Origin of the sequence: Limisphaera sp. 4302-co (genome assembly GCF_049537155.1) — a bacterium.
Classification (GTDB): domain Bacteria; phylum Verrucomicrobiota; class Verrucomicrobiia; order Limisphaerales; family Limisphaeraceae; genus Limisphaera.
The window spans coordinates 16,380-30,691 of record NZ_JBMVQZ010000006.1; the positions used below are offsets into that span (position 1 = coordinate 16,380).

Annotated in this window: 13 protein-coding genes; 7 read left to right on the forward strand and 6 right to left on the reverse strand. The window is 65.4% G+C overall.

The genetic code is table 11. The features are described from left to right. Positions 1-30 precede the first annotated feature (30 nt). The 5 genes from ACPDIX_RS07670 (at position 31) to ACPDIX_RS07690 (ending at position 4,656) form a co-directional block, all read left to right on the forward strand. Positions 31-1,569: an aldehyde dehydrogenase family protein gene (locus ACPDIX_RS07670; protein ID WP_423431197.1), complete on the forward strand. Its 1,539-nt coding sequence runs from the start codon at positions 31-33 to the stop codon at positions 1,567-1,569. 79 nt (positions 1,570-1,648) lie between these two features. After that, positions 1,649-1,927, forward strand: a complete 279-nt coding sequence (locus ACPDIX_RS07675; protein WP_423431198.1) for a EutN/CcmL family microcompartment protein — start codon at positions 1,649-1,651, stop codon at positions 1,925-1,927. Continuing rightward, a complete protein-coding gene (locus ACPDIX_RS07680; protein WP_423431199.1) occupies positions 1,924-2,229 on the forward strand; it encodes a EutN/CcmL family microcompartment protein in 306 nt (101 codons plus the stop codon). Before ACPDIX_RS07675 ends, ACPDIX_RS07680 begins: the two co-directional genes overlap by 4 nt. Before the next feature lie 13 nt (positions 2,230-2,242). Further along, on the forward strand, positions 2,243-3,313 hold the full coding sequence (locus tag ACPDIX_RS07685; protein WP_423431200.1) for a class II aldolase/adducin family protein: 1,071 nt from the start codon (positions 2,243-2,245) through the stop codon (positions 3,311-3,313). After that, positions 3,310-4,656 (forward strand): hypothetical protein, encoded by a 1,347-nt coding sequence (locus ACPDIX_RS07690; protein ID WP_423431201.1) that lies wholly within the window; start codon positions 3,310-3,312, stop codon positions 4,654-4,656. Before ACPDIX_RS07685 ends, ACPDIX_RS07690 begins: the two co-directional genes overlap by 4 nt. Before the next feature lie 17 nt (positions 4,657-4,673). On the opposite strand, the gene ptsP is transcribed toward ACPDIX_RS07690, so the two are convergent. The 6 genes from ptsP to ACPDIX_RS07720 all read right to left on the reverse strand — a co-directional run bounded on the left by ptsP (position 4,674) and on the right by ACPDIX_RS07720 (position 11,133). Continuing rightward, on the reverse strand, positions 4,674-6,461 hold the full coding sequence (ptsP, locus tag ACPDIX_RS07695) for a phosphoenolpyruvate--protein phosphotransferase (RefSeq protein ID WP_423431202.1): 1,788 nt from the start codon (positions 6,459-6,461) through the stop codon (positions 4,674-4,676). A gap of 176 nt (positions 6,462-6,637) precedes the next feature. Next, a complete protein-coding gene (locus ACPDIX_RS07700) occupies positions 6,638-7,234 on the reverse strand; it encodes a flavin reductase family protein (RefSeq protein ID WP_423431203.1) in 597 nt (198 codons plus the stop codon). A 145-nt stretch (positions 7,235-7,379) separates the two neighbouring features. Further along, entirely contained in the window at positions 7,380-8,318 is a 939-nt protein-coding gene (locus ACPDIX_RS07705) for a spermidine synthase (protein WP_423431204.1), read from the reverse strand. A 5-nt stretch (positions 8,319-8,323) separates the two neighbouring features. Further along, on the reverse strand, positions 8,324-9,025 hold the full coding sequence (locus ACPDIX_RS07710; RefSeq protein WP_423431205.1) for a fused MFS/spermidine synthase: 702 nt from the start codon (positions 9,023-9,025) through the stop codon (positions 8,324-8,326). Positions 9,026-9,087: 62 nt separating this feature from the next. Continuing rightward, positions 9,088-9,960 carry an RraA family protein gene (locus tag ACPDIX_RS07715; RefSeq protein WP_423431206.1) on the reverse strand — a complete coding sequence of 291 codons (873 nt, stop codon included), beginning with the start codon at positions 9,958-9,960 and terminating at the stop codon, positions 9,088-9,090. A 474-nt stretch (positions 9,961-10,434) separates the two neighbouring features. Further along, entirely contained in the window at positions 10,435-11,133 is a 699-nt protein-coding gene (locus ACPDIX_RS07720; RefSeq protein ID WP_423431207.1) for a VPDSG-CTERM sorting domain-containing protein, read from the reverse strand. A gap of 807 nt (positions 11,134-11,940) precedes the next feature. Between ACPDIX_RS07720 and sufB the strand changes: the two genes are divergently transcribed. Both sufB and ACPDIX_RS07730 read left to right on the forward strand, forming a co-directional pair. Then, positions 11,941-13,389 (forward strand): Fe-S cluster assembly protein SufB, encoded by a 1,449-nt coding sequence (sufB, locus tag ACPDIX_RS07725; RefSeq protein ID WP_423431208.1) that lies wholly within the window; start codon positions 11,941-11,943, stop codon positions 13,387-13,389. A gap of 177 nt (positions 13,390-13,566) precedes the next feature. Beyond that, positions 13,567-14,250, forward strand: coding sequence for a hypothetical protein (locus tag ACPDIX_RS07730; RefSeq protein WP_423431209.1), 684 nt, complete (start codon positions 13,567-13,569; stop codon positions 14,248-14,250). The last annotated feature ends 62 nt before the right edge of the window (positions 14,251-14,312 follow it).

The window sequence follows — 14,312 nt, forward strand, 5'->3', positions numbered from 1 at the left end:
GGTTCCAACATTCGGAGCTGTGAAGGGAGCATGAGCACGGTGAACGAGACGTTGATACGGGAGGTGGTGGCCGAGGTGTTGGCCCGGCTGGGTGGCCCGGCCGGGGCAGCCGGGAGTTCTCCGGGTGGCGGTGGGGAAGGGTCGGGCGGGCAGAAACCGGCCGCGACCCGCGAGAAGGGCACGCCTTCCTGCGGATGTCCCGGGTCGGGTACGGCGGCGGGTCGGACGGTGCACGGCCGGTTCGGTGTGTTTGCCGATGCCACGGAGGCCTGTGCGGCGGCGTACGAGGCCTATCAGCAGCTCTCGGCCGCCGGTGTGGCCGGCCGGCGGAAGGTGATCCGGATCGTGAAGGAGATCTGCACCGCCCGTGCCGAAGAATGGGGCCGCCTGGAGTTGGAGGAGACGAAGATCGGGCGGCTGGATCACAAGATCGAGAAGCTGCGCAGTCTGCAGGCGGTGCCGGGGGTGGAGTTTCTGCAGCCCTACGGATTGAGCGGCGACCACGGGATCACGCTGGAGGAGTATGCCCCGTTCGGGGTGATCGGTGCGGTGACGCCGAGCACGCATTCCATTCCCACCCTGGCCTGCAACATCATCAGCATGGTGGCGGCGGGGAATGCGGTGGTGTTCAACGCCCATCCCGCGGCCTACCGGTGCGCGGTCACCGCGGTGCGGACGTTCAATCAGGCGATTCACCGCGAACTTGGGATCGAGAACCTGGCGTGCATCATCGAGCCGCCGACGCTCGAATCGTTCCAGGCGATTGCCCGGGACGAGCACGTGCGGTTGTTGTGCGTGACGGGCGGGCCCGGCGTGGTGAAAGCGGCGATGGCCAGCGGCAAACGGGCCATTTGCGCCGGTCCGGGCAATCCGCCGGTGCTGGTGGATGGCACGAGCGACCTGGACCGTGCGGCGCGTTGCGTCATCGAGGGCGCCGCTTATGACAACAACCTGCTGTGCATTGGTGAGAAAGAGGTGTTCGTGCTCGAGAGCTGTTTCGACCGGTTCCTGGCGGCGCTGGAACGGCACGGGGCGGTGCGCCTGAACGAGGCGCAGATCGAGCGGCTGACGCAGGCGGCTTTCGTGTTTCCGCAGGGACAGGGTGCCGGGTGCGCGCACCCCACGGTGAACCGCGAGCTGGTGGGCCGGGATCCGGAGGTGCTTGCGCGTGCGGCCGGTCTGGACGTGCCGCCCGGGACGCCCCTGTTGTTCGGGGTGACACCGGCGGATCATCCCTTCGTCATGGAAGAGCAGATGATGCCGTTCCTGCCGGTGGTGCGTGTGCGCACGGTGGAGGAGGGGATCGAGGCGGCCAAACGGGCCGAACACGGCTACAAACACTCCGCCATGATCCATTCCTTGGACGTGGCGCACATGACGGCCATGGCGCGCGCGTTGGAGACGACGCTCTTCGTCAAAAACGGCTCCTGCCTGGCGGGTTTGGGCAACGGCGGCGAGGGTTACCTGAACTTCTCCATTGCCACGACGACGGGCGAGGGGATCTGCAATCCGCGGACCTTCACCCGCGTGCGGCGGTGCGTGATGGTGGATCAGTTGCGGATTTTTTGACGAACAGGTCGGCACCCGGCGGGACCGGCTGGGGCCGTTTCCCGGGGCCGGACCGCGGTCGGGAAAAAGGAAACGGACCATGTTGCTGGCACGGGTGGAAGGGCATGTGGTGGCGGTGCGCAAGCATCCCAGTCTGGAGGGCTGGCGTTTGGTGGTGTGCCAGCCGATCGGTACGGACGGGCGCCCGGAAGGGACCCCGCAGGTGGCCATTGATGCCCTGGGCGCCGGCATGCATCAACAGGTGGTGATCTCGTCGGACGGCGCGGCGGCGCGTCGGGCCGTGGGCGACGAGAAAAGTCCGGTCCGCTGGTTGATCATCGGCATTGTGGACGAAAAGGCTCCGGGTCAGCGTGTATGAAACTGGGTTGGGTGATCGGGCGGGTGACGTTCAGCCGGATCGTGCCGGCACTGGAGGGCGGGCGTTTCCTCCTGGTCAGTCCGCTGGGGCGCGACCAATACGCGGCGGGCCTGGAGGGGCCGCCCCGGATGGGCGCCGACCCCAGCCCGGTGATCTACGACAATCTGGGCGGCATGGTGGGTCAGGTGGTGGGATATGTGGAAGGGCGCGAGGCGGCGCAGCCGTTCGACCGCCCGACGCCCGTGGACGCCATCAACGTGGCGCTGGCCGACGAACTGTTCTACCGCCCTTGGACGGGATGAGAAGGGCTTGCCGATGAAAGCGGTGATCAGTGTGCGAGATTTGGAGAATCTGCTCCGGCAGGGACGGGATCTGCGCCAATTGCCGGCCGATGCCATCCTGACGCCTGCGGCACGGGATTTTTTGCGCGATTGGGAGGCCAGCCAGGGCGGCCCGGGAGGCAAAAGCGGGGAACGCAGCCCTGGCCCGGCTGATCCGGCCCAGGAGGCTGCGGGGCCGCCATCGGACCTTTCCTCGTCCTCGCCGCCGGCCGAATTGGAGGCGTTTTTCAACTCCGCATACTGCAGGGAGCTGAAGGAACAGATGTGCGACATCGGCCGCCGGCTGTGGATGCGCGAGTACGTGGACGGCAACGGCGGCAACCTGGCCATTCGCGTGGGTCGGGACCTCGCCCTGTGCACGCCGACGCTGGTGAGCAAGGGCTTCATGAAACCGGAGGACATGTGTCTGGTGGACTTCACCGGGCGCCAGCTCCTGGGCCGCAAGAAGCGGACCAGCGAGATCCTCATGCATCTGCAGATCTTCCAGCGGCAGCCACGGGCCGTGGCCACGTGTCATTGTCATCCGCCCTATGCCACGGGATTCGCCGTGGCGGGTCTGGTGCCGCCCACGTGTCTGATACCGGAATTCGAGGTCTTCGCGTCGGTTGCGGTGGCGCCCTATCGGACGCCGGGCACGCCGGAGATGGGGCAGTTGGTGGCCGAACTGGTGGATCAGCACAACACCATTCTGATGGCCAACCACGGCGTGGTCAGCTGGAGCCACCTGAGCCTGGAGGACGCCTATTTCAAGATGGAGATCCTCGAGGCCTACTGCCGCACCGTGCTGGTGACGGCGCAATTGGGGAAACCGCCCCGGACCATGACGCCCCAGCAGTTGCGCGAGCTGCTCAAGATCAAGCAGGAACTCGGCATCCCCGACCCGAGGTACGGCCTGCGGGAGTGCGAGCTCTGCGACAACGATCAGTGGCGTCCCGGGGTCACCTGTGCCGTGCCGCCCAGGCCGGTTGAGGAAGCCGATCTCGACCCGGAAGCGGAGAAGGCGGTGCAACTGATCACCGATGAGATCCTGGCCCGGTGGAAATGAATCCCCAGTCTGCAAGGGCCGCGTCTGCGCAGCAGCCGGTCAAGTCGCTGGACCGCAAACTGGCTGAGATACGTGCCCAACCGGGCGGGCGGACCTTCATCCTGGCCGACGCGAAGGATGCGGACATGGCATACGGCGTGCGCGCGCCGGGGCCGCGCTACTGGCTCTCCGGCCGCGGGCCGCGACCGGCCCATTTCTCGCCCGAGGTCTGGACCCGCGAGGAGTTCGGTTACCGCAACCTGCCGGAGTTCCTCGACATCATCCGCGAGATCGTTCATCAGGGTATCGTGGACATCATGTTGATGTCGCCCTATGTGAACGATCTTCTGACCATTCAGGAGGGGCTGTTCCGCCATTCCACCGTCACGCCGGCGGCCCGGGCCAACGACACGACCGACATCTGGGCCGTGCGCCACGGTTGTTACACGGCCGAGCCCTCGCGACCGTTCCGGACGGCCAGCATCGATCAGATCCAGTGTGGTCGCGTGGAATGCGACCGCTCATCCACCGATTTCCCGGGTGCCAACCTCGGCCTGTATTCGCTGACCTTTTTGAACGACCCGGACCGCGACCGCGAAATGCTCCTGGCCTACAAGACGTTCCGCGAGGAGGCGGAACGAAAAGGATTCCGGCATTTCCTGGAGGTCTTCGACCCCAACGTGCCCACCGGCTGGCCGCCCGAGCGTTTGGGCGAGTTCATCAACGATCACATCCTGCGCACCCTGGCCGGTGTGCCCGAAGCCGGCCGGCCGTTGTTCCTCAAGATCGTGTATCACGGACCGCGCGCGCTGGAAGAACTGGTCCAGTACGATCCCCGCATGGTGGTGGGCATCCTGGGCGGCTCGGCCGGGACCACCTACGACGCCTTTCTCCTGCTGCACGAGGCGCAGCGGCACGGTGCGCGCGTGGCACTGTACGGCCGGAAAATCAACCATGCGGAGCATCAGCTTGCCTTCATCGAGATGTTGCGCCTGATCACCGAGGGTCGGATCGGGCCGGAGGAGGCCGTCCGGGCCTACCACGCCGTGCTGCAGGCGAAAGGGATCCGGCCCAGGCGCACTCTGGAGGAGGACCTCACATTGACCGATCCCGTGTTGCGCGCGGACCGGACCGGCCGGAGCCGCCCCCTGTGGGAGGTCCACCGGGAAACGATCCCTGGCCGAGAGAGGGCAACGTCCCGTTCCGGGCGGGAGGTCGGACAGACCCCGTTGGGGGCGGTTGCCGGCTCGTCGGGCGGTGAAAAACCGGGCGGGCGGAGGGCTGCGCCCGTGGATTTCGACCGGATGACTCCCGAGCAACGTCGGGATTATCATCTGGAACGCCTGCGCCGGCGGTTCGGCTGACCCGGCACGGTCACGGCTCAGATGTCCACGCGGCGCGTCTCGAACAGCAGAGGGGCGGCATCACGGGCCAGTTCCTCGCAACGCCGCAGAATTGCGGAGGCCGACTCCTGGGTCAGCGCCCATTCCGCCAGGTCGCGTGCCTCGTTCATGCGGATGCGGCGCACCAGATACTTGATGCGCGGCACCAAGGGTGGCGCGGCGCTCAGCTCGTGGACGCCCAGGCCGAGCAGGAGGGGAACCAGGACCGGTTCACCGGCCATTTCGCCGCACACGCTGACCCGCAGACCGGCCGCCTCGGCCGCCCGGGTGGTCATGCGGATGAGACGCAGGATCGCCGGGTGGGTGGGCTCGTAAAGATGAGCGATTCGCTCGTTCATCCGGTCCACGGCCAGGGAATACTGGATGAGGTCGTTGGTGCCGATGCTGAAAAAGCGGCTGCGCCGGGCCAGGGCGTCGGCCACCAGGACGGCCGAGGGGATTTCGATCATGGCGCCCGTTTCGATCTGCTCGTCGAACGGCAGGCCCTGCCGGCGCAGTTGCGCCTTGCACCGTTCCAGCAGTTCATTGGCCTGGCAGAGCTCGTCCAACCCCGAGATCATGGGATACATCACCTTCACCTTGCCTTCGGCGCTGGCGCGGAGGATGGCCCGGAGCTGGACGCTGAACATTTCCGGTTGCTGCAGGCACAACCGGATGGCGCGCCATCCGAGGAAGGGGTTCATCTCCTGCTGGGCCACCAGGTGCGAGAGGAACTTGTCCCCGCCCAGGTCGAGCGTCCGGATGATCACCGGCCGCGGTCGAAGAGTGGAAGCCACGCGCCGGTAGGCCTCGTACTGTTCGTTTTCGGCGGGTGGATGCGGCCGGTTGATGTAGAGGTACTCGGTACGAAAGAGGCCCACGCCCTCGGCGCCACAGGCCAGAACCGCCTCCACATCGTCGGCCTGTTCAATGTTGGCGAGGATGGGAACCCGGACACCATCGAGGGTCACGCCCGGCTGGTCCACCACCTCGCGCAGTTTCTCCTCCAGGCTGATCTGGCGGCGGACGAGCTGGCCATATTCGAACAGGACCTGGTCGCTGGGATTGAGGACCAGCAGACCGTTGAAACCGTCCAGGAGCGCATACACGCTGCTCTCGACCTCCTGAAGGACGCGGCCCACACCCACGACGGCGGGCAGGCCCAGCGACCGTGCCAGAATGGCAGCGTGCGAAGTTTGGCTCCCGATCTCGGTGACAAAACCCAGCACCTTGGTCTTGTCCAGTTGCACGGTGTCGCTGGGCGTCAGGTCGTGGGCCACGATGATGACCGGTTCGCGGAGGTGCGACAGGTCCAGCCCGTGCGCGCGTCCCATGAGGTGGCTGAGCACGCGAGCGGTCACATCCCGCATGTCGGCCACGCGTTCGCGCAGGTACTCGTCCTCCACGCGCGCCAGGGCGGCCATGTACTTTTGGGCGACCTGGTTGAACGCGTATTCGGCGTTGACGCGGTCGCGGCGGATGACGCGGACCACCTCGTCCAGGAGGACCCGGTCCTCCAACACCAGCAGATGGGCGTCAAAGATGCTGGCCTCCTCGGCGCCCATGACTTCCGTGACCTGGCGTTGGACCTCCAGGAGCTGCTGGCGGGTGGCCACCAGGGCCCGCTCGAGACGATCCAGCTCGGCCGGGATTTCCTCCTCGCGCAGTTCCCACCGGGGCACCTCCGCCTCGGCACGGTGCCAGACGTACGTTTTGCCCCGGGCCACGCCGGGCGAGACCGGGATGCCCCTCAGAACTCGGTTGCCCTGATCACCTGCGGCCGCCACGGCACCCTCTTACCCGATTCAGCCCCGGCGAAAAATGCAAAAGTTGGGCATGCCCGCGGCCGGGTCCGGGCGCGCTTGTGCCCTGCCCGGCAAGGATGGTGCGGGAAAGGAACGGGCCGTCTCCGGATGACGGACGCGTCCACCGGGTGGATTCGGGGCGGCCTCCTGCACGGTCTTCACGCCACGTGGGGATCTGGTGGCTGGAGGGTGATTTCCCGACCGACCTCGAATGCGCGGGCCACGAAATCGTTCAGGGCGTAATAGGCCTGCGAGTCGGGCGCAAATGACAACGGCTTGAGTCGTTCGGGGTCGGTCCGGCCCTCCTCGTCCAGAATGCCGGGATCGGCCTTGACGTCCATGATTTCTCCCACAAAGAGGGTGTGCAGCCCCAGTTCCAGCGTTCGATACAGCCGGCACTCCAGCGCCAGCGGGAATTCCTCGATATAAGGGGCGTCCACCAAAAGGCTGCGGACCGGCGTCAGACCGGTCACACGGAACTTGTCCACGTCACGGCCGCTCACCAACCCCAGGTAGTCCACCACCCGGACCTGGTCCCGGGACGGGACGCCCAGCGTGAACGCCCGGCGGTTGATAACGTTTTCATGAGTGTAGGTGGCGCGGCGGAGGGCCACGCCCACACACGGGGGCTGGGAACAGCAGATCCCTGCCCAGGCGGCGGTCATGGCGTTGGGCCGGCCTGCGGCGTCGTACGTGCCCACGACCACCACGGGCGTGGGATGGAGAAGGGTCTGGGCTCCCAGCGACTTTTTCATACGGGCAGCAGCATAAGGAATCCTCAGGTTCATGGCCAGCCTGCACGGCGTGGGCAGGCCCGGCATGGGCCCGCGCACACGCGACGGCCCGGAGCCCGCGCATGAACCGGGTCGCAAACCCGGGTGGGCGGTACCCGGTCGGCGCCTAGCGGGAGGCTCTCCGGCCCCGTGTCAGCAGCCCGTCCACGGGGGCGTAATCATCGGTGAGCAGGTCGCACCGGCTGAAGTGAGACGGGGGCTGCTCCCGGAGGTTCCGGACGCGGTGGAGAAACTCCGGCAGTTTGATGTGGCCGGCCCGGAGGAGGGCCCGGGCGGTTTGTTCCAGTTCGACGAGGCTCCGGCGTCTGGCATCCCGACTGGCCACCAGCACGATGTTCTGACTGCTGGAGGCCGGGAACAGATACACCTGCGGGAAAACCGCCTTGAGGGTCTGGTGAAGGGAGCCAATGACGTCGGAATGCCAGGCGTTCAGCGTGCCGATGGCGTTGTAGGCGAGCACGCCGTTGGTGGAGAGACGGTCGCGGACGATTTCAAAGAACTCACGGGTGGCCAGGTGGTAGGGGATGAACGCGCCGTAACGGTTTTCGGTGTAGGCGTCCACCAGAATCACGTCCCAACTCTGGCGGGAACGCCGGAGGTACATGCGGCCGTCTTCGACCACCACGCGTTGTGTAGGACCGGTTTGCAGGTGGAAGTACTCCCGGGCGACCCTCACCACCACGGGATCGATCTCCACCGTCTCGAACTGGACCTGCGGGTACCACGCGGCCCATTGCCGTTGAGCGCTGCCCCCACCCAGGCCGATCATCAAGACCTGACTGACCTGTGTGTTCCAGAGCCAGGGCAGGTGAAAGTACTCGATGTACTCGAAATGCCCGGCCAGGGGATCGCGGAGCGACATGCGGGTCTGGAGCGTACCGTCGAAGGTCAGCCAGCGATAACCCGCCCGGTCCTCCACGCGGATGTTGTGATAGGGCGAGGTGGCTTCGAACAACACCTCCCCCCGCGCGGCCGCAACGACGCCGGTGATGGCCAGACATGCGACCTGGTATGCCAGACAGATGGGCACGGTTCTCTTTTGCATGAGCTTCAGGCGCGTCGGTACCGCCGGTCCACGATCCAGCACACCGCCGCCAGGAAAAGGATGGCCAGGCCACAGCCCCGGAAGATGGCGGACAGGCTCATCATGTCCACCAGAAGGTAACCCGCTACAAACACCCCGGCAATGCTGCCGGCGGTGCTGGCGGCGATAATCAAGCCGCTGATCCGTCCCACGTGGGCAATCTGCCGGCTGCTCAATCGGATGAAGTACGGCGAGAGCATCGCCAGCATGAAACAGGGCAGCAGAAATATCACCGCACTCCCGAGGGCCGGATCGAGTTTCTGCCAGACCGGTGGAATTGGTTCATCGGGCGGATGCCGGTTGACCAGCGCTTCCAACACCGGCGGGGCCAGCCGGGGGATCACATACACGAACGCTCCCGTGGGCACCAGCAACCAGATCAACCGGCCTGGCCGGCGCCAGCGATCCGCCAGCGCGCCACCCACATAATAGCCGAGGGCCAGCGCCACCATCACCACGCCGATCTGGCTGACCCACACGTAGAACGAACTGCCGAAGTCCCGTGCCAGGTAACGTGCCCCCACGATTTCGAGCACCAGAATGACGAACCCGCCCACGGCAGCCACGCCCGCGCCCAGCCAGGCCGGCAAGGCGTACGCATCTCCGGGCGGCCCCTGTTGGTCCGCCGCACCGGCGGGCGATGCACCGCCCCCGGCATGAGGTTGCATGGAGCGGGCTGCAGGGATCGGCCCGGAGGAAGCGCGGGAAGGTGACATGGGACGGGACGGTTTCATGGGGCCGATTCCACCGAGGGGTCCATGGGCAGCCCCAGGGCCTTGTACAAATTGCGGCGAGCCGCCTTGTCCTGTTCCAAAGTGACCCTGGCGTAGGCCGCCACTTCCTCGGCCCGTGCCCGTGGGACCACAATGACACCATCTCCATCGGCCACGATGATGTCGCCGGGCCTGACCAGTACACCTCCACAGACGATCGGGGCGTTGACCGATTCGATCTCGTTGCGGCCGGGTCGAACGCCCCGTCCCGGCCGGCGGAAATACAGGGGCACGCCTTGGGCGGCGATTTCGTCCGTGTCCCGCGCCGTCGCACTGGTGACCACCCCCACGCACCCGCGTTGTTTCCAGACCAGAATGTTGTTCGAACCGATCGAGCCGACGTCGTGTCCGTGTTCCTCGATGACCAACACCGTGCCCGGCCGCAGCAGGGAGACGAAGGGCTCGCTGCTGCGGTCGCGGTACCACGTGCCCATCCAACGATCGAAGGCCTCGGTGGATTGCGGACCGGTGGCGGGTTCCTGGGTGGGCACGTACCGGGCGGTGACCGCGATCCCCACGATGCGGTGCTTGAAGGTCCGTACATCCGTCCAGAGCGGGCGAATGTCCGGGTCCATCCGGCCCACGTGCGACAACCCGGCCTTGTCCATCCCGTCCGAGACGTCCGCCACTCTGAGCCCCGCAAACAGGCGCAACAACCGTGCGTCCTCGCTTTCCGGGTACACCTGCGTGGGGATGAAATGCCTGCCTTTGCGGAGTTCCTCCACCTCCGATCCGGCCCCGTTCTGGCCCCGGACCGGCTGATTGAAATGACATGCAACGAGGAGGGCCGACATCAGCCAGAGGGATCGCGGATATCCGACCATCTTCATGTCGGCCAGCAAAGCGGGAACCACCCCGGGCGCCAAGTCGGAAAGTGCACCTGCCAACACGGCAGGTGCCGTCCCTGCAGCGGCCGGGAGCAGATTTGGACGGGCCCCCACGTCATGCGGCACCTGAAGATCATTGCAGCGGCATGGGGAAAGGATTGTGCGGAAGCCGGTCTCGGGCGCCGCGGACAGGCGCAGTTCTTTCTGACGGAGCGCGCATACGAAAGCAGGGCCCGGACGGCAGGGCCGAACGGGCCGGCGGTGCAAAAAGAACCCGGGGATGTCGTGGCCGGCACCGTTTCCGTGATGGGCTGCAGACCCTGTTGGCGAAGTGCAACCGATGGCGGCCGCCGGGGAGGACTGCGCTGGCGGAGGTTGTCTCGCCCGGGAAAAAAGAAGCGGCCCGTCCACCCGGACGGGCCGCCCTTTTTCAAATCCCACCCGCGGCAGCGGAGCCGGGCGGGCCGTGTAGCGCCATTACCGAGAGTTCTTCCGCCAGAATTGAAGTCCGACCAACCCCAGACCGAGCAGCATGGCCGTGGTGCCGCCGTCGGGCATCGAATGCTGGCGCGTGTAGGGCAGAGAGCCGCCCGAGACGCCACCGCCCGGCAGCGGGGGATCGCCGATGTTGCGGTAGGCATCCTGCCAGATTGCCGCGTAGGGACCGTCGGTTGGCCCCAGAGGCGAGATGAAACCAAAGTGGTTCACGTAGGGTTCGTACTCGTCCTCGCCCCACGCCGCGTTGTAGCCAACAGGCACGATGCTCTTTTCAAAGCTGATTCCCTCGTACAGCTCGTAATCGTACCATTGCAAAACCCAGCGGGAGTCAAAGGGATTGGGGACACCGTATTCGTTCAAGTAATCCTCCGCGCTGAGGAACCGATAGGACCATGTTTCCGGCGAGGTCACGTCGGACACAAAAGCCGGAGAATCCAAGGGAATCTCCCAGCCGATAATCCGCGGCCAGACGTAAACCTTCCCATCCAGAGTGGGGACGGAGTCATTCCACACCGTGTACGAGTATCGGTAGAAACCGTTCCCGAGATCCGTGACCACCGTTTCCACATGGGACTGCCGGTTCACCGGGTCGGGAATCTGGACGAACGCGTGGGCTTGGGTGACACAACCGACCACCATCGCGGTTGCCGCTGCCGTAAGCATCCATTGGGATTTCATACTGCCTGTCCTTTCTACTCGTTGCTGTTCTCGGTTTTGCGCTACGCTCTGTCAGAATACCAGCCATTTGCATGCCAACCGTCTGACGACGTGCGCAAATGGCTTGTTGCAAGTTCGTTGCACACAGCCGAGCAAAAACAAGCTTCGCGGGGGAATGTAAAAATTGCCTTACACTTTTGGAGGAGCCAATGTGCCCCTGGGCGCGCGGTGGCTCCTTAAATCGTTGAGCCGCAGTCGAGTTGATGGCGTCCGGACCCGGGCTCGAAAATCGTAAAATCTACCGACGCCATGTCGGGAAACTGAACACTTTGGATCGGGTAGGGACCCGAGGCTGCCCGGGGGACGCGGTGTGGGGGGCCGGTCGTTGGTCCCACCGCGCACCCTGCAGATCGCCGGGGAGCCGGCGTTTCGGACGGAGGTGCCGGGGGAAGGTGCGTGGTTTGCTTCACCAACGGGTCGCACCACCCTCATGTGTTCGGAACGGGCTTGGATCCGGTGCGGGCAGGGCCAATCGGGCGGGGCCCAGCACTGGATGCACGGCTTGAATGGCCCCGGTACATGTGCAAAACCGGCGCGGCATCGGCCCGCGAGGAGTGCCGCGGCCGGCGTGTGCAAACTTGCGGATGGGGCGTGAGGGCTTGGGTCAGGCGTGTGGAGGTTTGCGGCCTGCGGGCACTTGGGAGAGCGGCTCGTTGACATGTGCGGGAGGTGTTCTAATTTGCAGAGGCGCACGTTCCCGGGACATGGAGGGAGGCGAGGTTCGCCGGGGCGGTTTCCTCCCGGAAACGGCGCAGGAGCACGGAGACGATGAGCACGCCAGTCGACAGCATCGAAAACCTGGTCAGGAAGGAGTACAAGTACGGCTTTTACACCGACATCGAGGAGGAGTCGGCGCCGCCGGGATTGAACGAGGAGATCATCCGGTTCATCTCGGCCAAGAAGAAGGAGCCCGACTGGCTGACCGAGTGGCGGCTGAAGGCGTATCGGCACTGGTTGACGATGAGGCCGCCGAACTGGCAGTTCGTGAAGTACCCGCCCATCAACTTCCAGGAGATCGTTTATTACGTGGCGCCGAAGATGAAGACCGACGGCCCGAAGAGCCTGGAGGAGGTGGACCCGAAGCTTCTGGAGACGTACGAAAAGCTGGGGATTCCGCTGCGGGAACGCGAGCGTTTGGCGGGTGTGGCGGTGGACGCGGTGTTCGACAGCGTCTCGGTGGGGACCACCTTTCAGAAGCAGCTGGCCGAGAAGGGGATCATTTTTTGCTCGATCAGCGAGGCGGTGCGGGAGCATCCCGAGCTGGTACGGAAGTACCTTGGCAGCGTGGTGCCGTACACGGACAATTTTTACGCGGCCCTCAACTCGGCGGTCTTCAGTGACGGTTCGTTCGTGTATGTGCCCAAGGGGGTCCGGTGTCCGATGGAGCTCTCCACGTACTTCCGGATCAACGCCGCCAAGTCGGGCCAGTTCGAGCGCACGTTGATCATTGCGGACGAGGGCGCCTACGTGAGCTACCTGGAGGGCTGCACCGCGCCCATGCGCGACGAGAACCAGTTGCACGCAGCAGTGGTGGAGTTGATTGCGCTGGACCATGCGGAGATCAAGTACTCGACGGTCCAGAACTGGTATCCGGGGGACGAGGAAGGCCGGGGCGGGATTTACAACTTCGTGACCAAACGCGGCCTCTGCAAGGGGCGTCACTCGAAGATCTCGTGGACCCAGGTGGAGACCGGCTCGGCGATCACGTGGAAGTACCCGAGCTGCGTGCTGTTGGGCGACCACTCGATCGGGGAGTTCTACTCGGTGGCCGTGGTCAACGGCCGCCAGCAGGCCGATACCGGAACCAAGATGATCCACATCGGGCGGAACACCCGGAGCACGATCGTGTCCAAGGGCATCTCGGCCGGGCGCGGTCAGAACGTCTACCGTGGCCTGGTGGAGATCCGGAAGTCGGCGGTCAACTCCCGGAACTTCTCGCAATGCGACTCCATGTTGATCGGGGACAAGTGTGGTGCGCACACGTTTCCCTACATTGACGTGCGCAACTCGAGTTCCTCGGTCGAGCACGAGGCCACCACATCCAAGATCGGCGAGGACCAGATCTTCTACTGCAATCAGCGGGGGCTCTCCACGCAGGACGCCGTAAACATGATCGTCAACGGCTTCTGCAAGGAGGTGTTCAAGGAATTGCCCATGGAATTTGCCGTGGAAGCCCAGAAGCTGCTCGGCGTGAGCCTGGAAGGCAGCGTGGGCTGACCCGGGAGATTCACCCGGCGTTGGGGTTTGTACGGGGCCGTCCGGGCGGCGGGCCGCCCCCGCTTTTTCCCCCACCGATGCCTGAATGGCCCGGGCCGGATCGGCTGGACAGTTCGTGACCGACACGTCACGCTGGAGCCGCGGACACTTGGATCGAACCGGCGAACCGAACACTCCATGAGCGTTGACCCGGAAGCTCCTTCCCCGGCCGGACCGACTTCGGGTCGGCCGGTGCGGCGTCGTTCCTGGCTCTGGTACACCGGCGTGGTCCTGGCATGCGTGGCGTTGTTGGGCCTGTGCGGTGTGGCGGGGCTGGTCTGGTACTGGCGTACGTTGATCCGGACCTATACCACGCCGGCGCCGGTGGAGCTGCCGGCCGCGCGGGATTCTGAACTGGATCGGACGGCGCTCCTGATCCGGTGGCAGACCTTTTACGAGGGCGTCCGGCAGGGGCGGCTCGTGCCGCCGTTCGAGCTGACGGCTGACGAGATCAACCTGTTGATCACGGGCAATCCGGAGCTGCGGGATCGCTTGCGGGTCGGCATCACCAACGGGATGATCTACGGACGGTTCAGCTTCCCGCTGGGGCGGGCTGACCAGAAAGATTTCCAGGGCCGTTTCCTCAACGGCGAGGCGAGGCTGCGCATCCATTTTGCCGATGGCTGGTTGACGGTGCAGGTGGCCGAGATGGAAGCCAACGGCAAGCCGATCCCGAACTGGCTGCTGCGCCGGATCGGCCGGGAGAACCTGGCTCGCGACCTGGATCGGAACCCTGAGGCCATCGAGTTTCTGCAGCAGCTCGAGGCGGTGGAGGTGGTGGGCGACCGGCTGGTCCTCCGGCCGCTGCCGCCCGGTTCCTGAAGGCACGGTGTTGCGAGGGGCGGGCACTTTCCGAAGTTGCGGATGCATGTCGCCGGCCTGCG